Source organism: Acinetobacter schindleri CIP 107287, assembly GCF_000368625.1.
Lineage (GTDB): Bacteria > Pseudomonadota > Gammaproteobacteria > Pseudomonadales > Moraxellaceae > Acinetobacter > Acinetobacter schindleri.
In genome coordinates this window covers 221,771-238,628 of sequence record NZ_KB849580.1, presented here as the reverse complement: position 1 = coordinate 238,628, position 16,858 = coordinate 221,771, and the positions used below count along the sequence as shown (strand labels likewise).

17 protein-coding genes are annotated in these 16,858 nt (G+C 45.5%); 6 read left to right on the top strand and 11 right to left on the bottom strand.

The annotated features are described in order from the left end of the window. Positions 1–59: 59 nt before the first annotated feature. Positions 60–1,625: a two-component system sensor histidine kinase NtrB gene (locus F955_RS15065; RefSeq protein WP_004896392.1), complete on the bottom strand. Its 1,566-nt coding sequence runs from the start codon at positions 1,623–1,625 to the stop codon at positions 60–62. A gap of 50 nt (positions 1,626–1,675) precedes the next feature. After that, complete coding sequence (gene gacA / locus F955_RS15060; RefSeq protein WP_004896390.1) at positions 1,676–2,311, bottom strand: response regulator transcription factor GacA; 636 nt, start codon at positions 2,309–2,311, stop codon at positions 1,676–1,678. A 222-nt stretch (positions 2,312–2,533) separates the two neighbouring features. Here gacA and F955_RS15055 point away from each other — a divergent pair, with 222 nt between their 5' ends. Further along, entirely contained in the window at positions 2,534–3,589 is a 1,056-nt protein-coding gene (locus F955_RS15055; RefSeq protein ID WP_026056747.1) for a serine hydrolase, read from the top strand. A 64-nt stretch (positions 3,590–3,653) separates the two neighbouring features. Here the strand turns inward: F955_RS15055 and thrC are convergent, their stop codons facing one another. The 4 genes from thrC to xerD form a co-directional block, all read right to left on the bottom strand. Beyond that, positions 3,654–4,793: a threonine synthase gene (gene thrC / locus F955_RS15050; RefSeq protein WP_004896386.1), complete on the bottom strand. Its 1,140-nt coding sequence runs from the start codon at positions 4,791–4,793 to the stop codon at positions 3,654–3,656. A gap of 56 nt (positions 4,794–4,849) precedes the next feature. Then, entirely contained in the window at positions 4,850–6,154 is a 1,305-nt protein-coding gene (locus F955_RS15045) for a homoserine dehydrogenase (RefSeq protein WP_004810134.1), read from the bottom strand. A gap of 127 nt (positions 6,155–6,281) precedes the next feature. After that, positions 6,282–7,097, bottom strand: coding sequence for a DsbC family protein (locus F955_RS15040; protein WP_004896384.1), 816 nt, complete (start codon positions 7,095–7,097; stop codon positions 6,282–6,284). A 97-nt stretch (positions 7,098–7,194) separates the two neighbouring features. Then, positions 7,195–8,112, bottom strand: a complete 918-nt coding sequence (xerD, locus tag F955_RS15035) for a site-specific tyrosine recombinase XerD (protein WP_004896382.1) — start codon at positions 8,110–8,112, stop codon at positions 7,195–7,197. 174 nt (positions 8,113–8,286) lie between these two features. Between xerD and F955_RS15030 the strand changes: the two genes are divergently transcribed. From F955_RS15030 to ftsW, 5 genes are all read left to right on the top strand, one after another. Continuing rightward, entirely contained in the window at positions 8,287–8,547 is a 261-nt protein-coding gene (locus F955_RS15030) for a FeoA family protein (RefSeq protein ID WP_004810128.1), read from the top strand. After that, positions 8,544–10,400 (top strand): ferrous iron transporter B, encoded by a 1,857-nt coding sequence (gene feoB, locus F955_RS15025; RefSeq protein WP_004896379.1) that lies wholly within the window; start codon positions 8,544–8,546, stop codon positions 10,398–10,400. Before F955_RS15030 ends, feoB begins: the two co-directional genes overlap by 4 nt. Before the next feature lie 36 nt (positions 10,401–10,436). Then, positions 10,437–10,688, top strand: coding sequence for a DUF6587 family protein (locus tag F955_RS15020; protein WP_004896377.1), 252 nt, complete (start codon positions 10,437–10,439; stop codon positions 10,686–10,688). A 161-nt stretch (positions 10,689–10,849) separates the two neighbouring features. Then, complete coding sequence (murD, locus tag F955_RS15015) at positions 10,850–12,196, top strand: UDP-N-acetylmuramoyl-L-alanine--D-glutamate ligase (RefSeq protein ID WP_004896375.1); 1,347 nt, start codon at positions 10,850–10,852, stop codon at positions 12,194–12,196. Positions 12,197–12,216: 20 nt separating this feature from the next. After that, a complete protein-coding gene (ftsW, locus tag F955_RS15010; protein WP_004810120.1) occupies positions 12,217–13,413 on the top strand; it encodes a putative lipid II flippase FtsW in 1,197 nt (398 codons plus the stop codon). On the opposite strand, the gene F955_RS15005 is transcribed toward ftsW, so the two are convergent. From F955_RS15005 to F955_RS14985, 5 genes are all read right to left on the bottom strand, one after another. After that, positions 13,402–13,662 carry a zinc ribbon domain-containing protein gene (locus F955_RS15005; protein WP_004896373.1) on the bottom strand — a complete coding sequence of 87 codons (261 nt, stop codon included), beginning with the start codon at positions 13,660–13,662 and terminating at the stop codon, positions 13,402–13,404. The genes ftsW and F955_RS15005 overlap by 12 nt on opposite strands. A 49-nt stretch (positions 13,663–13,711) precedes the next feature. Continuing rightward, the gene (gluQRS, locus tag F955_RS15000; RefSeq protein WP_004896370.1) at positions 13,712–14,659 is read right to left on the bottom strand and encodes a tRNA glutamyl-Q(34) synthetase GluQRS; all 948 of its coding nucleotides are present in this window, start codon (positions 14,657–14,659) and stop codon (positions 13,712–13,714) included. A gap of 2 nt (positions 14,660–14,661) precedes the next feature. Then, a complete protein-coding gene (gene dksA, locus F955_RS14995) occupies positions 14,662–15,189 on the bottom strand; it encodes an RNA polymerase-binding protein DksA (protein WP_004810113.1) in 528 nt (175 codons plus the stop codon). 210 nt (positions 15,190–15,399) lie between these two features. Further along, positions 15,400–16,212 (bottom strand): 3',5'-cyclic-AMP phosphodiesterase, encoded by an 813-nt coding sequence (gene cpdA / locus F955_RS14990; RefSeq protein WP_004896369.1) that lies wholly within the window; start codon positions 16,210–16,212, stop codon positions 15,400–15,402. A gap of 5 nt (positions 16,213–16,217) precedes the next feature. Then, entirely contained in the window at positions 16,218–16,841 is a 624-nt protein-coding gene (locus F955_RS14985) for an NUDIX domain-containing protein (protein WP_004896367.1), read from the bottom strand. Positions 16,842–16,858 lie beyond the last annotated feature (17 nt).

The following is a 16,858-nucleotide window of genomic DNA, read 5'->3' as shown; positions in this document are numbered from 1 at the left end:
TCATCGACCAATAGTACCAGTGGTTGTTGTTCCACACTCTTTCCCCTTAAATTTAAAAATTAAACAGTGATGCGCTGGCAGCTAATCCGGAAGCAGGCACCCTGTTCTTGTTGTATATAATTCAGCTGGGCCTGATTGGCCTCACAGAAACTGTGGGATAAATATAGCCCTAGTCCTGTACCATTAATTGAAGTGCTGAAAAATGGCTTAAACAGCAGACTCTGATCGGCAGGCGCAACACCCTGACCAAAATCCCGTACATCAATCCAGACTTTATGTTCATAAGGATGAACTTTTAATTCTACATAGCCTACGGCTGGATCGTTATGCCGCACGGCATTACGCAATAAATTGACCAATACTTGACGTAGCTGGGCTTCATCAAACTGGATATCCAGTCGCATATCAATATTCAACTTAATCTGATCAGCAATATCAGCCAAATCCTCATGGATACATTGTGGAATAAATTCATTCAGCTGAATAGATACTGGATGAGTCTCTTTATTCTTCACCATATTCAGCGTGTCTTCAATAATCCGGTTGATTCGTGTTGCCTGCTTGCTGATCATGCCATGCAACACCTGCTGCTGGTCCTGTTCACAACCAGGTAACAGATCATTGGCTTGAACAATCGCTGCAAGCGGATTACGAATCTCATGGGCAATACTGGCAGAAAGTTGCCCGAGTGCCGCCAGTTTTAATTGCTGAACTTGTTGATTAAGTTTTCGCGCATCTTGTAGCACCAGCAACATTAAAGTTTGATGCGGTACAATCAGTTTTTGTACCTGAACGTGAATATTGAAACGGCTCTGCTGGGATTCAAACTGAAAGCGTTCGCCATTTTCCAGATCTTCAAAGCGGATCAGCTCAAACAGATCTGGTTGTGACTGGTACAATGGAAACGTGTCATGTGCATACATTTGCTGGATGCCAAGCAAATGGCAGGCAGCAGGATTACTCAGCACCACATGACAGTTTTCATCGAGGACCAGATAACCAGTTTCAATCTGTTCCAGAATATAACGGTTAATATTTTGTAGACGATAAAGTTCCATGGACTGGGAAAAATTGACATTTTCCAAGATCTGGAAACGTCGGACTGCAATTTGCCCGATGCCATAGACCACAAAAAACATGAAAGCCAGTATGGCGCTATTGCCGATATTACCCAGAGAGGAAAGGGTAAACAGGCTGGTGATGAAATGCTGGTAAATCACACTGATGACCGCAATCAAGGTAATCACCAGCGCTTTTTGTGCATTCAGTAAAATGGAAGCGGCAAAGATAGTAATCACGAATAGCATACTGAGCTGTAGATTGGTGCCATTCGTGGCCAAGGTCAGCAGGCTGAGTGCACAGACATCGACAATAAAAATACCGGTCAGCTGTTGCTGAACAAATTTCTTAAAATACTTCAGAACAAAAAGCTGGATCAAGGCGATAGCAATGAAGCTACTCAGTACATAATGGTACAGCTTGGGATATTCTAAATCGCTGGTGTGTTCAGGATAAGTGAGCACGAAAATCAGCAGTAAACCAGTACTGATGATCAGGCGGTATGCCGCATACCAGGTGCCCAGCAAATATTGGTTAAGCTCTGAATAAGAAGATCGCTGCGACATAGAACCTTTTTTGTTTTTTTAAGTTTTATTAAATAGAGAGCATGAAACAATTAAGGTTTAATCAGACCATAGCGCATTGCTAGATGGGTCAGTTTCACATCGCTGTCGATATTAAGTTTTTCAAAAATACGGTAACGGTAGGTATTTACAGTCTTAACACTCACAAAAAGTTTATCCGCAATTTCCTGGGCACTAATGCAGTTGACAACCATCATAGCAACTTGCATTTCGCGTTCGGACAGGGAGTCAAATGGAGATTGCTGTGTGTCAGATAAATAAGAACTCGCTAATTGCTCGGCAATATCTGCACTAAAGTATTTGCCGCCCTGCATGACTTTATTAATAGCACGTACCATCTCGGTAACAGGTGCACCTTTGGTGATATAGCCTTTGGCACCTGCTTTGAGTAACAGCGATGGATAAGGTTCTTCAGCAAGGCCGCTGACAGCGACAACTTTCGTATCTGGGGCTGTCTGTAGCAGTCGACGCGTGGTTTCAACACCACCAATGCCCGGCATATTCACATCCAGGAGCACTACATTCGGATGATGCTGACGCACCAGAGTAATTGCTTCTTCACCAGATTCAGCTTGTCCAATGACCTGAACATCAGTGTGGTCTTCAAGCATTCTACAGATGCCAGTACGCACCAATTCATGGTCATCTACAACTAAAACTGTGATCACGTATACTCTCCCTCAGATGAAAAAAATCATTTTTTTTGTTACACAACGCAAAATAAGCTTGCAATGAAACTACAAAATTAGCAATCCTACAGACATGTCATATTGAACTGTATCACGCAGTGTAGAGATCAATAATTGTTCTGCATTGTGGTAAATGTAATGTAAGCCATATTAGAGGTAATACGCAAATCAATCTTACCTCGTAAGTTGGGTGAAGGAATAGTGAAGAAAACACATAAGTCTTTGATGCATGTACTGGGTCTGTCGCTGGCAGTCAGCATGAGTACGACGACGAGTTTTGCTGAAATTATCATGAATTCGTCAGCAGCGGCCCCTCAGTCTAGCCTGAGCTGGTCTTCTGAACAGGCCAACCAGTTCTTGAGTGATGGATCGGATGCCGATGATGAGCCTTCTCCGCTTGGCTCTACGACAGTCACCACGACCATCCGTAGTCAGAATGGTCAAGCAGTACAAGAACCTGCCAAAACTGTACAGATTCTGGATACCAAGACCTATGGCACGCAGCCATCTGTCAATGCGCGTTCAGCGCTGGTAATGGACGCGCAGACCGGTGAAGTGCTGTATAGCAAGAACAGTAATACAGCAGTGCCGATTGCATCGATTACCAAGCTGATGACAGCAGTGGTGATCTCTGATGCACGTTTAAACATGAATGAAAAAATCACACTACAACAGGGTGATTTTTCATGTTCAGGTTGTAAGAGTTCAAGCTCGACGTTACGTGTCGGAGACACGATGAATCGTGCTGAAGCTTTATTGTTTGCACTGATGAAATCTGAAAACCCGGCTGCAGCAGCGTTGGCACGTACCTATCCAGGTGGTCGTAGTGCTTTTATTTCTGCCATGAATAGTAAAGCCAAAGCATTGGGTATGAATTCAAGTAAATTTCTGGAATCTACCGGATTGCATCCGGGCAATAAGTCATCTGCAAGAGACTTGGGGATTCTGGTAAACACCGCTTCGCAATACGGCTTGATCCGACAGTTCTCAACCACAGCAAGTTATGACTTTAACTTGGGTTACCGTGTGTTGAAATCGAATAACACCAATGCGCTGGTACGTAATGGTGGCTGGAACATTAATATTTCTAAAACCGGTTTCATCAATGAAGCTGGACGTTGTGTAGTGATGCATACCACCTTAAATAACCGTCCAGTAGTCGTAGTGTTGCTTGGAGCAGATTCATCTGCTGCACGTACCAATGATGCAACACGTCTCATGACTTGGGTGTCTAGTTTGCCGAAACAGCGTGTTTAAGCTTTTATAAAATATTTAAGTCATAAAAAAGCCCTGCAGATGCAGGGCTTTTTGATTCTGTCTCTTACATATTAGACAGAATAGAATCGCGTACTTGATCCAATGTTGCATCGATCGATAGCATTACTGCATCAGAACATTGTTTGATTGCAGTATCGGGATCTTTCAGACCGTTACCTGTCACAGTACAAACAATTACTGAGCCTTCAGCAATCTTGCCAGCTTTAATGTCACGAATTGCACCGCCGATAGACGCTGCAGAAGCAGGTTCTACGAATACACCTTCGTACATGGAAAGTAGACGTTGTGCTTCAAGAATTTCAGCATCAGTCAGTTCGTCGAACCAACCTTGAGAATCACGAACCACAGCTTTGGCATGGTTCCAGCTTTGTGGATTACCAATACGGATTGCAGTTGCCACAGTTTCAGGGTTTTCTACTGGCGCACCACGTAGGAACGGTGCAGCACCAGCCGCCTGGTAACCGACCATTGTCGGAAGGCCTTCAGGTTTAGGACCAGTGAACGCATCAGTTGCAGGGTCATAAACCACTTGCTCAAACTCATCAGCAGGTTGGTTGGCAACGGCTTCGGTATAACCCATCCAGTGTGCAGTGATGTTACCTGCATTACCGACAGGTAGGCAGTGGTAGTCAGGCGCACGGCCCAGCTCATCTACGATTTCGTAAGCAATGGTTTTTTGACCTTGCAAACGGTATGGATTGATTGAGTTCACGATCGTCACCGGAGCTTTATCCGCGATTTCTTTCACCAGACGCATACCGTCATCGAAGTTACCGCGGATTTGCATGGTGATTGCGCCATACATCATCGCTTGTGCCATTTTACCCATGGCAATTTTGCCTTCAGGAATTAACACAAATGCTTTCATGCCTGCACGTGCAGCATAGGCAGCCGCAGCAGCAGAGGTGTTACCTGTAGAGGCACAGATAATGGCTTTTGAGCCTTCTTCAGCGGCTTTGGTCACCGCCATGGTCATACCACGGTCTTTAAATGAACCAGTCGGGTTTAAGCCCTCGTACTTCACATAAATTTCAACATTTTTGCCAATAATGCGCGGAATATTCGCAAGCTTAATCAGTGGTGTATTACCTTCGCCTAGAGAAACAGCAGGGGTAGTTGCAGACACTGGTAAACGGTCGCGATAGCGGTCAACTAAACCAGTATAACGATTGGCATTCGACATGATGATGTTCCAATTGTGTGTAGAGCTTGGTGAGGAGCGTAAACCCCTCAACCCGATTAATTATCAAGCGATTCTAAACGAATTCGCACAATTTCGCCATGAATGACAGGAAGAGCTTGAATTTGCTTTAACGCTTCATCCATTTTCGCTTCCTTAACTGGATCAGTCAGGATCACGATAGGAATAAGGTCTTTTAAGCGAGACTGCTGCATGATGGCATCGATACTAATGCCGTTACGGCTCAGAATAGAGGTCACTTCTGCAAGAACGCCGGTTTGATCTTCAGCGTTAATACGGATGTAGTAGCCTGTGGTCATTTCTTCACGAGGAAGAATTGGCAAGTCGCTTAAGCTTTCAAAAGCCAGTTGTGGAATGGTACCTGCGCCATCTTCAGTGTAAGAGATGTCACGCACGATATCTACCACGTCAGCAACTACAGCAGATGCTGTAGGACCAGCACCAGCGCCGGCACCATAGTACAGTGTAGGACCAACGGCATTGGCTTGTACCAAGACTGCATTTTTCACGCCATTTACATTGGCAATCAGTTGCTCCTCAGGAATCAGGGTCGGGTGAACACGAAGTTCAATCCCTGTTTCTGTACGACGAGCAATACCAAGGTGTTTAATACGGAAACCTAAGTCTTCAGCATATTTTACATCTTGTGCCGTGATTTTGCTGATGCCTTCGGTAAAGACTTTGTCAAATTGAAGCGGAATACCAAATGCAATCGATGCAAGTAGCGTTAGTTTATGTGCGGCATCGATACCTTCAACGTCAAAAGTTGGATCTGCTTCAGCATAACCCAGTTCTTGTGCTTCTTTCAGTACATCTTCAAAGGCACGGCCTTTGTCACGCATTTCAGTCAGGATGAAGTTACCTGTACCGTTAATGATGCCCGCCAGCCAATCAATTTTGTTGGCAGCCAAGCCTTCACGCATGACTTTAATAATCGGGATACCACCTGCCACCGCTGCCTCGTAAGCAATTTGCACAGCGTTGTCATCAGCAAGTTTGAACAGTTCATTACCGTGTTCAGCGAGCAAAGCCTTGTTCGCAGTCACAACCTGTTTGCCATGCAGGATGGCTTCTTTAATGACTTCATAGGCAGGATGAATACCACCCATCACTTCAACCACAACATCAACATCTGGCTGACGTACGATCTCTAGCAGGTCAGCACTTTGCTTGATGCTGTCATCAAGTTCCAGGTCAGGACGCGGACGACGGGTACCCACATAAGTAATTTGAATTTCACGACCGGTGCGACGTTTAATCTCAGCAGCATTTTGTTTTAATAGTTTAAGGGCACCACCACCCACAGTACCAAGACCGAGGATTGCCAGACGAACTGGTTTCACGTCACACTCCAAATATAAACAGTTTTTTACGAGAGCCTAAATCATAGCTAAAAAAACGCGCTGACTCTAGGGTGATCTCAGAATATCTTTATGTATAACATAAAGTAAAATAACTTATTAAAATGAGTTATTTAAGACGGTCCAAAAGTTCAGCGGTCGACATGTATCCGCCCAGGTAAACACCCTCTGAACTATAGACACCCGGGGTACCGTTCACACCGATATTCAGACCCATTTGATATTGATCTTTCACAGGATTTTGACAGGTTGCTGGTGTAATTGATCCACCGGCAATAGCGGTATCAAAGGCAGCACGACGGTCGGCACTACACCAGATTGCTTCCATGGCTGGCATATGCTGCTCACCACGTGGCCATGCGATATAACGTACCTCAATGCCTTTATTGTTCATCTCATCCATCTGTTCGTGGAATTTATGGCAGTACGGGCAGCTAACATCGGTAAAGACATAGATAATATGCTTGGCTTTGTTGCCTTTGGCAGGGTAAATCAACAGGTCTTCGGCTTTTAGTGCTGCAAAGATTTTCTTGTTTACATCGGATTGCAGGGTTTCGCTGACATTATACAGCTGTTTGTCACCCAGGCGGATCACATCACCCTGAATGATATATTTACCATCACTGGTCGCATAGACAGACGACATGCCTTCCAAGCTGACCCAGAACAGATTGGGTACTTCAGTGGTTTTAACGCCAGTGATTTTTGCCTTAATACCAGCCTTTTTGAAGTGACCTTCCAGGGTTGAGATCAGGCGTTGCTGAGCATTACGTTCTGATACGGTAGATGCTTCACCCGTCGCTGGTGCACTTGCAGTTAAAGTATCTGACTTTTTATCGTTTTGATTAGAGTTGGAGCAAGCAGTAAGACTGAAACCTGCAGCAAGCATACATGCGATAAACAGACTGGAGCGGGCAAATGTCATGGATAACCCTTTTTGTTCTTAGATAAAAATAGATGCCTAGCATAACAAAAAAATAGTTTGCAGGTTGAACTTCTCTGTACACGTTGTCAGTTCAGGTTCAGGCCCGTGGATGATGTGACGCATGCAGCTGTTGCATACGCACTTGTGCCACGTGGGTATAAATTTGGGTGGTCGACAGGTCACTATGTCCCAACAGCATCTGCACGACACGTAGATCTGCACCATGATTCAACAGGTGGGTGGCAAAGGCATGACGCAAGGTATGGGGGGAAAGCTCTGCCTGGACACCGGCCTGTAGTGCATAACGCTTGATCGCATACCAGAAATTCTGTCGGCTCATGATGCCACCATGCTGGGTCAGGAACAGATAGTCGGTTGCTGTCTTGTACAATTGCGGACGTGCTTCATTCAGATATTTCTCGATCCATTCGCAGGCGACCTGCCCCATGGGTACTAATCGTTCTTTGTTGCCTTTACCTACGATACGCAGATAGCCTTGTTTTAGGTTAATCAGTTCCAGTCGCAGGTTGAGTAGTTCTGTCACACGTAATCCACAGGCATAGAGCACTTCCAGCATCGCCCGGTCACGTAAACCCAAGGCAGTATTGATATCCGGTGCATTGATTAGTGCTTCAACATCGGCTTCAGAAAGATCTTTGGGCAGGGCACGTCCCAGTTTTGGTGTCTTGTGTGCAGCAACCGGATTGTCATTTCTCAGCTTTTGTTCACGCAAGAATTTATAAAATGAGCGCAGGGCGGACAAACAGCGTGCAATTGAACGTGGACTTTTTTGCTGTTTGGTCAGCTCAATCAATACATCCGAGACATCATCATGATTCCATTCTGGTAAGGCTTTAGTTAGGCAACTATTGCATTGAATTAAATCAGATAAATAGGCATTCCGCGTATGAGGACTTACGGTTTGTGCAATCAGATAGTCACGATAACCGTGCAGAAACTGGGCATTTTCCGGAATCTGGACAGGAGCGGGAATACGGGGTTTTTTATTCAACATAGGATGAAAGAATCTGATCTAAAAAAGCGATAATGAGTATTGATATTCTCCAATGTAGTTTAATTTTATTACAGTGTCGATGTGATATAAGCTAAATCGGTTTGTAATTAATCTTATTTGTTAATTATTCTCATTTGTTTGTATACTGTACAAAATAGTTTAGGAATTTTCGCGGTGCGTTTGTCGGATTTGAAAGTGAAGCAAACAGCTATCATTCGAAAGGTTAATCGAACTACTGATGGCGAGGGCGCTCAACACGATGTCGTGGCGAGTCGCCTGGAAACGTTGGGTTTTGTGCCTGGCACAGAAGTGCAGGTCATTACCAAAGGTATTTTTGGTGGGGATCCGATTTTAATTCAGGTCGGTTTTACCCGTTTTGCCCTGCGTAAGTCAGAGGCAGCCAAAATTGAAATTGAAGCTGGAGTGTCGGCATGAGTGATGCCTTACGTATTGCCCTTGTCGGTAACCCTAACTGTGGTAAAACCTCATTATTCAACCATTTAACAGGTACACGTCAAAAAGTCGGCAACTATGCCGGAGTGACAGTAGAACGTAAAGTAGGTCACTTTACTTTGCCATCGGGCAAGGCTGTGCGTGTACTGGATCTGCCGGGGACTTATAGTCTGGATGCTACCAGTCCGGATGAAGCGATTACCCGTGATGTTGTACAGGGCAAAATTGCAGATGAAGAACAGCAGGATGCATTCCTATGTGTGGTCGATGCCACCAATCTGAAACTGCATCTCGGTCTGGTTCTGGAAATGATCCAGCTCGGCCGTCCGGTGTTACTCGTTCTGAACATGATGGATGAAGCACGCCGTCGTGGGATGCAGATCAATACCCAGAAATTGTCCGAGCGTTTAGGTGTACCCGTCGTTGAAACGGTTGCAGTGCGCAAGTCCGGTGTTGAAAACCTGATGAATGCACTGGATCAGGGAAAATATGCTGTTCCAGAGACTGAAATGACCGGCTTAAGCGGTGACGGTCATCACAAAGTTGAAAGTATCCTGAAAGATGTGGTGAACTTTGTGGATCAGGAAGACAAGCGCACCGATTTTCTGGATAAAATTTTCCTGCATCCGGTACTCGGTCTGCTTAGCCTGGCGGTGATGATGTTCGTGATCTTCCAGGCGGTATTTGCCTGGGCGGCACCCTTCATGGATGGGATTGAAACCTTCTTCGGCTGGCTTGGTGAGGTAGTGGGAGACAACATTGCCCATCCTTTGCTGAATAGTCTGCTCGTAGATGGGATTATTGCCGGTGCCGGCGGCGTTGTAGTGTTCTTGCCACAGATTCTGATCCTGTTCTTCTTTATCTTGGTATTGGAAGAATCCGGTTATCTGCCACGTGCTGCATTCCTGCTGGATAAATTGATGTACAAAGCCGGTCTTTCTGGTCGTGCCTTCATTCCATTGTTGTCAAGCTTTGCCTGTGCAATTCCGGGCATCATGGCGTCACGTACCATCAGTGATCCACGTGACCGTTTGACCACAATTTTTGTAGCACCCTTGATGACCTGTTCGGCTCGTCTGCCGGTATATGCATTGCTGATTGCTGCATTCATTCCATCACAGTCGGTCTGGGGTATTTTTAACCTGCAAGGCTTGGTGCTGTTTGCTCTGTATATGGCAGGCATTCTAAGTGCGCTGATTGTTTCGTTTGTGTTGAAGTTTTTCAGCAAAGACAAATCAGAGCATATGCTGCTAATGGAGCTGCCAAGTTATCGTTTTCCAGATATCAAGAACGTCTGGATTGGTTTGCTGGATCGCGGCAAGATCTTCTTGAAGCGTGTGGGTGGCATCATCTTCGCATTGTCGATTCTGCTGTGGTTCCTGTGTACCTTCCCACAACCGCCTGAAGGGGCCACGTTACCAGATATTGATTATTCCTTTGCAGGGATGATTGGTCATTTTATCCAGCCAATCTTTGCACCGTTGGGCTTTAACTGGCAGATCTGTATTGCGCTGATTCCAGCAATGGCAGCTCGTGAAGTGGTTGTGGCCGCACTGGGTACAGTTTATGCCTTGTCAGCAGTTGATGAAGATGCGATGTCTGAAGGGCTTGCAGCTTTGATTAGCGGTGGCGGTGAATTAGGCTGGACACTGGCAACCGGTTTATCGTTACTAGTTTGGTTTATCTATGCACCACACTGTCTGGCAACTCTGGCAACAGTAAAACGTGAAACAGGTTCATGGAAAACTGTGGGCTTTATGACAGTTTATCTGTTTGGTCTGGCATATATCATGTCATTCCTGACTTATCAGATTGCTTCACACTATTTCGGTTAATACTGACTGAAATAGTACAATGAAGGGGAGATTGAAATGATTGAAATTCTGATTGTGACGGCACTGGTGCTTTGGAGTGCAGTGGTGGTATTTAAGAAGGTATTTCCGAATACTTCACGCTCGGTCTTCCTGAAGCTGTCCAATGCTTGTGAAGCCCAAGGCTGGCATAAGCTGGCGAAATGGTTAAAACCTGCGATGGCCAGTGGTTGTGGAGGCAATTGTGCCTGTCCGGCATCCGAGCAACCAGCAGAGAAAAAGCCTGCTCAGCAAGCAGTGAAATGGAAATAATTTTCTAGCAAACTTAAAAGTGAAAAAGCCATCATTTTTATGATGGCTTTTTTATGCAATATACAAAAAAATCTGCAGAAAGATGAAACAGAAAAAGCATTCAAAACGGCAAAGTGCTAACATTTCAAAAGTTTCAAATTAGACCAGAACATGAGGCAAAAATGTTAATACAACGTGGTGGACTTAAGGTCGTTGCAGGACTTGGAATTTCAGGTGTTGCAGCAGTCAATTTCTTACATGACAAGGGCTACCGCGTTGCAGTAACAGACTCCAGGGCAAATCCACCGGGGCATGACCAGATTCCTGCCGAAGTACAAACCAGCTTTGGTAAATTTGACCAGGAATTATTGCTATCAGCAGAAGAAATCGTCATCAGTCCGGGGCTTGATCCGAAACTTCCTGAAATTCAGGCAGCGATTGCCAAAGGTATTCCGGTAGTGAGTGAAATCCAGATTCTGCGCCGTTCTACCGATAAACCCATTGTTGCGATTACCGGTTCAAATGCCAAAAGTACCGTCACCACATTAATTGGCCTGATGGCCGCAGATGCAGGTAAGAAAGTGGCCGTTGGTGGCAACCTTGGCCGTCCTGCGCTGGATCTGACCAAAGATAATCCTGAACTTTATATTTTAGAGCTTTCAAGTTTTCAGCTGGAAACCACGTCGAATCTGAATGCTGAAGTGGCAGTCGTGCTGAATATGAGCGAAGACCATCTGGATCGTCATGGTGACATGATGGGCTACCACACAGCAAAACACCGTATTTTCCAGGGTGTCAAAAAAGTGGTGTATAACCGCGATGATTCACTGACTCGTCCACTGGTTCCGGATGTAACGCCAATGCAAAGCTTTGGTTTAAATGCACCTGATATAAACCAGTACGGCGTGTTACGTGACACGGATGGCACGATCTGGTTAGCGCGTGGACGCGAACGTTTATTGAAAAGTTCTGAGATGTATATTCAAGGCACGCACAATGTCGCGAATGCTTTGGCCTGTTTGGCTTTAGGTGAAGCGATTGGCTTGCCAGTAGATAGTATGCTGGAAACACTAAAAACCTTCAAAGGGCTGGAGCATCGCTGTGAATTTGTCAAAGAAGTTAATGGTGTGCGTTATTATAACGACTCTAAAGGTACCAACATCGGTGCGACTCTGGCAGCTTTAGACGGTCTAGGTGCGGCGATCGAAGCACAAGGTGGGAAAGTGGCAATCATTCTTGGTGGCGAGGGCAAAGGCCAGGACTTCACTGCTTTACGTAATTCATTGTCTAAATACGCGAAGGTAGCGGTGTTGATTGGTGTAGATCGTCCAATCATTGAGGCAGCAATTGAAGGAACCACGACACTTGTGCATGCGGAAAGCCTGCAGGAAGCAGTAGAAATCTGCCAGAGCAATACCCAGCCACATGATGTCGTGCTATTGTCTCCGGCATGTGCAAGTTTTGATATGTTCTCAGGCTATCCTGAGCGTGGCCGTCAGTTCGTTGCGTATGTCAACGCACTTAATTAAGAACAACAAGGATTCGTGATATGGCTGAGTTTGCTCAGACTGCGATCAATAAAATTACTCAAATCTACGAGCAGTGGCTACCCAAGTTACCCGCTGAAGTTAATCCACGTAATGTGCTGATTTTCTGTGTATTGGCTTTGCTGTGTATTGGTTCAATCATGGTGGCATCGGCTTCGATGCCGTATGCAGAACGAATTAATGGCAATGCCTTTCACTACATTACCCGACATGCCATCTCGATCGGGGCTGGGGCAGCAGTCGCCTATGCTACTTATAAGATTCCTTTAAATCGCTGGTTTAACAGTACTTTCTTTTTATGGTTTGTGACTATTCTGCTGCTATTGGCAGTATTGCTGGTCGGTACTGAAGTCAATGGTTCCAAGCGCTGGATTCGTCTTGCTGGCTTTACCTTACAGGCTTCCGAAGTAGCGAAGGTAATGATGGCAATCTTCACTGCAGATTACGTAGTGCGCCGTGCTGAAGAGGTACGCAACAAGATTTCCGGTTTGGGACGCTTAAGTATCATCATGGGGGCAACCATCCTGTTGGTCATGCTTGAGCCGGACTTGGGGGCAACCGTAGTCATCACGCTAACCATGCTTGGAGTGTTCTTCCTGGCGGGTGCGCCGTGGAACCAGTTTGGTCTGGCTTTCGGCGTCATTATTGGCGCGTTGATCGCTGCAATTGCTTTTGAGCCATATCGTCTGCAGCGTTTCCTGTCTTTCTCGAATCCTTGGGAAGATCCGCTGGGTACGGGTTATCAGCTATCCAATGCGCTCATGGCTTTTGGTCGTGGAGAATGGACGGGTGTCGGTTTGGGACACAGTATTCAGAAAATGTCTTACCTACCTGAAGCGCATACCGATTTTATGCTGGCAATTCTGGGTGAGGAATTCGGTTTTCTGGGCATTGCGATCGTTCTGATTCTGTCTTTCAGCATGATTGTCTGCTGTATTCGCATTGGTCATCGTGCCCTGAAAAACCATTACCTGCGTGCCGGTTATCTGGCATATGGCATTAGTATTATTTTCCTGTTACAGGTTTTGGTGAATGCAGGCATGAACATGGGCATGCTGCCAACCAAGGGTTTGACCCTGCCATTTATCAGTTATGGTGGTTCTTCGCTGATTATGTGTGCCATGATGATCAGCCTGATTCTCAAGATTGATGCCACGACTCGTGAAAGTAATCCAAGCCGTGAGGAATCAAGCTTCTAGATTAGACTGACGGTTCGAGTCAGGCTGGGCATGGTCGAGAACTGTGCTTGGCATGACCGTACCGCAGTGATTACAGCGCACAAAAGCATCCTTGGCTTTCGACAGGGGAATCAAGGGAATAAAGAATAAGGAAAAATAATTACGCTGCTGTCTCAGTTCGTAACCGGCTCGGGTTCGGCACACTGGACACAAGAACTGACTTTTCTCAATGACTTTGGTTTTCGGTCCAACACCAAAAATAAAAAACATAGACTGACTTCCACCTGAATTTTTCTTTAGCTTAAGCCAAAACAGCCCTTTATAAATAGTAGCCTTGTAGCTCAGTTGTGTGTGGAATCCGTTCGATATTCCATTGTGCCACCGCCTGTTTCAGCATTTTTTCCGGAGTATCCAGTTCAACTTCAGCCTGATGCAAAGCTTTAAGTACCTGTTTTAATAATTGCGGCGCCTGAGTTAAATCCAGTGCTTGCGCCAGATTCTGTTTAGAGAGTTTCTGACCCTGATCATTCATTGCGAGTGGCAGGTGCATATACTGCAGACGAGGGTAGCCGAGCAATTGGCCCAGATAAATCTGACGTTCGGTATTATCCAGCAGGTCCGCGCCACGTACCACATGAGTTATACCTTGCAGGTAATCATCCACCACGACTGCCAGCTGATAGTTAATGATGCCATCACGGCGCTTCAGGACAAAATCTCCCAGATCATGCTTAAGATTAGAGCAATGATGACCTTGCAACGGATCATCAAAACAGATTTCGACATCTTCAACTTTTAAGCGAATCGCCTGATGTTCGAAAGCTAAGCCTAAATCACGGCAGGTATCCTGATAGATATGATTGGAACCGAGCATCTTGCGCGTACATTGGCAGGCATAGACCAGACCCTGCTGACGTAGCTGTTCAATCACAGCATCATAAATGTCTAGGCGGTCTTTTTGAAAAATGATTGCGGCATCGGGATCGAAACCAAAGGCATCCATGGCACGAAGAATATGATCTTCACTACCGGGATAAATGCGGGGAATATCGGTGTCTTCAATACGAACCAGCCATTGACCCTGATGGGCACGGGCATCGCAGTAGCTGGCGACTGCAGTAATGAGGGAACCAAAATGTAAAGGGCCGGTTGGCGATGGCGCGAACCGACCTGAGTAGCGAGTTAGCGAAACATCGTTTCGCCGCTGCGCATGAGGAGCATGCTCCGCAAGGGAGCTGTGCTCGGCTGAGGAATTCTCAACAGTCACGATTAACCGTTATTTTGCTTCTCTTTGATTTCAGCAAGAGTCTTACAGTCAATACATAAAGTCGCAGTTGGACGCGCTTCTAAACGACGCAGACCGATTTCGATACCACAAGTTTCACAGAAACCGTAGTCATCATTTTTGATTGCTTCGATAGACTGTTCGATTTTGCGGATCAGTTTACGTTCACGATCACGGGTACGTAGTTCAATCGCAAATTCTTCTTCTTGTGTTGCACGGTCGTTTACATCTGGAAGTGCCGTATTTTCGTCTTGCATGGTATTCAGCGTACGGTCAACTTCAGTCATCAACTCAGCTTTCCAAGCCAGCAAAATCTGGCGGAAGTGTTCAAGCTGACCCTCAGACATGTATTCTTCATTTTTTTTCGGTTGATAAGGTTCGATACCAAATAAGCTAGCAGTAGAACCACCTTCAGTCGTTTTTGGCTTAGATTTGCGCACACGTTTTGTAGCTTTTTCATCTACCACATCAGTTTGTTCATCTAAGACTTGATTTTGGTTGTCATTCGCCATTTAGGGCATTCCTCATCATATGCGTAGGTAACTACGCAAAAAATATGGTGATATGCAAATTTTTATCCACCCTGAAGAAGGATTATCCTCCTATGGGGGTCGTCATCATATAGACTTTTTATGCGTTTTGATAGTCTTTGATGGCGGGATTGTAGATATCACGTTTCCTTTAAGAGCAATAAAGTAAAGCAAAAAAAACAAATTGAAAAGTTAATAACCTGAAATTTCAGTATTAATTTTAGCTTGCTTTAAAACCACCCTTTGAATGTAAGTCTGGTACTCACCATTGTCTTTTAATTGTAATACGCGATAGCCGGGCTGTGCCTGGTCTAAGGCAAAATTTTCGCTCAAGGGTTTGAACTGTACACTGGTTGAAGGAGTGGACAGATAGCGCACGCCCTGCCATTCATTTTCAGAATCCTGATGCACATGTCCAAATAGCACCATTTTGACATTGGTATGCCGTGCAATCACATCTTTCAATGCTTCCGAATTTTTCAGCCGATGCTGGTCAATCCAGTGTGATTGCATCGCAAAAGGATGATGATGACAGGCCACGATCACATACTGCTTGCTATGCTCAAGCAATAACTGTTCCAGCTGATCCAGCTGTTTTTGTTCTACCCAGCCATCGACCCGACCTTTTACAGCACTGTTGAGCAGAATTAAAGTCCAGCAACCAAAGCTAATCGCATGCGCTTCATCACTATTTTTATAGAAAGGGAAAATAGTGAGATAATCATCATGATTACCTGGAATCTGATAATGCGGCACATTCCACGCCCGCATAAATTGTATGTAACGTTGATAGGTAGATTCTGCTGCAACCTGGGCCAGATCTCCGGTATGTACCACCGCATCAATATGCGGAAAACGCTGCTGAATGTCGTGTACGACCTCTAAAAAGCTCTGCTCCGGATTCATGCGGGCAAATTCAAGCTCAGGCTGGTCCATCAGATGCGTGTCTGAAATCTGGATGAGCGTCCAGACTTTTTCAGATGCAGGAGTAGAGGTCTGTGTCATCTGATCTACTCCTTTGGATAGGCTGTTGAGATATGTTGCTGTAACCACTGTAATGCCATAATGACGGGCGCATTTTTGAGGCGGTTATAACGGAATAATTCTGGAAGGTGGGCATAATCAAAAATATGCAGCTGGATATTTTCCCCTTCATCCGGCATGCCATGTACACCGCCATGTTCAGGTAGTTCTGCCTGAGCCACATAAAGGTGGAACAGTTCAGAGCAGGCACCCGCTGAAGGATAGAAACTATACAGATGTTGCAGCTCCTGGATTTCACAGCCAGATTCTTCCAGTGCTTCACGACGGATGCAGTGCTCTGGAGATTCATCACCATCTAAAACCCCGGCGATAATTTCCAGCTGCCATGGGGAATCGGTATCATCCAGTGCACCAATACGGAACTGCTCGATCAAGGCAAATTTTTGTTGTTGGTCATTATAAATCAGCACCCCAGCTGCAGGACGCCGCGCAATCAGTTCACGCTGAATCGGAGGAATATATTCCTTGCTCTCAAAAAGACGATGACTCAGCTGCACTTTTTCGACTTTCACGAATCCTTGATACAGATATTCGCGCTGTTGCAGGTCGACATCATTATAGTTATAGGACGCTTGCTGAATAATCTTCATAAATCAGAAAAGGATGA

Excerpts from the sequence above, each read along its gene's own strand:
- thrC (WP_004896386.1), bottom strand. The coding sequence starts at position 4,793 with ATGTCGAATGCCAATCGTTATACTGGTTTAGTTGACCGCTATCGCGAC.
- feoB (WP_004896379.1), top strand. The coding sequence starts at position 8,544 with ATGAGTGATGCCTTACGTATTGCCCTTGTCGGTAACCCTAACTGTGGT.
- F955_RS15020 (WP_004896377.1), top strand. The coding sequence starts at position 10,437 with ATGATTGAAATTCTGATTGTGACGGCACTGGTGCTTTGGAGTGCAGTG.
- ftsW (WP_004810120.1), top strand. The coding sequence starts at position 12,217 with ATGGCTGAGTTTGCTCAGACTGCGATCAATAAAATTACTCAAATCTAC.
- dksA (WP_004810113.1), bottom strand. The coding sequence starts at position 15,189 with ATGGCGAATGACAACCAAAATCAAGTCTTAGATGAACAAACTGATGTG.
- F955_RS15065 (WP_004896392.1), bottom strand. The coding sequence starts at position 1,625 with ATGTCGCAGCGATCTTCTTATTCAGAGCTTAACCAATATTTGCTGGGC.
- murD (WP_004896375.1), top strand. The coding sequence starts at position 10,850 with ATGTTAATACAACGTGGTGGACTTAAGGTCGTTGCAGGACTTGGAATT.
- xerD (WP_004896382.1), bottom strand. The coding sequence starts at position 8,112 with ATGTTGAATAAAAAACCCCGTATTCCCGCTCCTGTCCAGATTCCGGAA.
- F955_RS15040 (WP_004896384.1), bottom strand. The coding sequence starts at position 7,097 with ATGACATTTGCCCGCTCCAGTCTGTTTATCGCATGTATGCTTGCTGCA.
- F955_RS15005 (WP_004896373.1), bottom strand. The coding sequence starts at position 13,662 with ATGTTTTTTATTTTTGGTGTTGGACCGAAAACCAAAGTCATTGAGAAA.
- cpdA (WP_004896369.1), bottom strand. The coding sequence starts at position 16,212 with ATGACACAGACCTCTACTCCTGCATCTGAAAAAGTCTGGACGCTCATC.
- F955_RS14985 (WP_004896367.1), bottom strand. The coding sequence starts at position 16,841 with ATGAAGATTATTCAGCAAGCGTCCTATAACTATAATGATGTCGACCTG.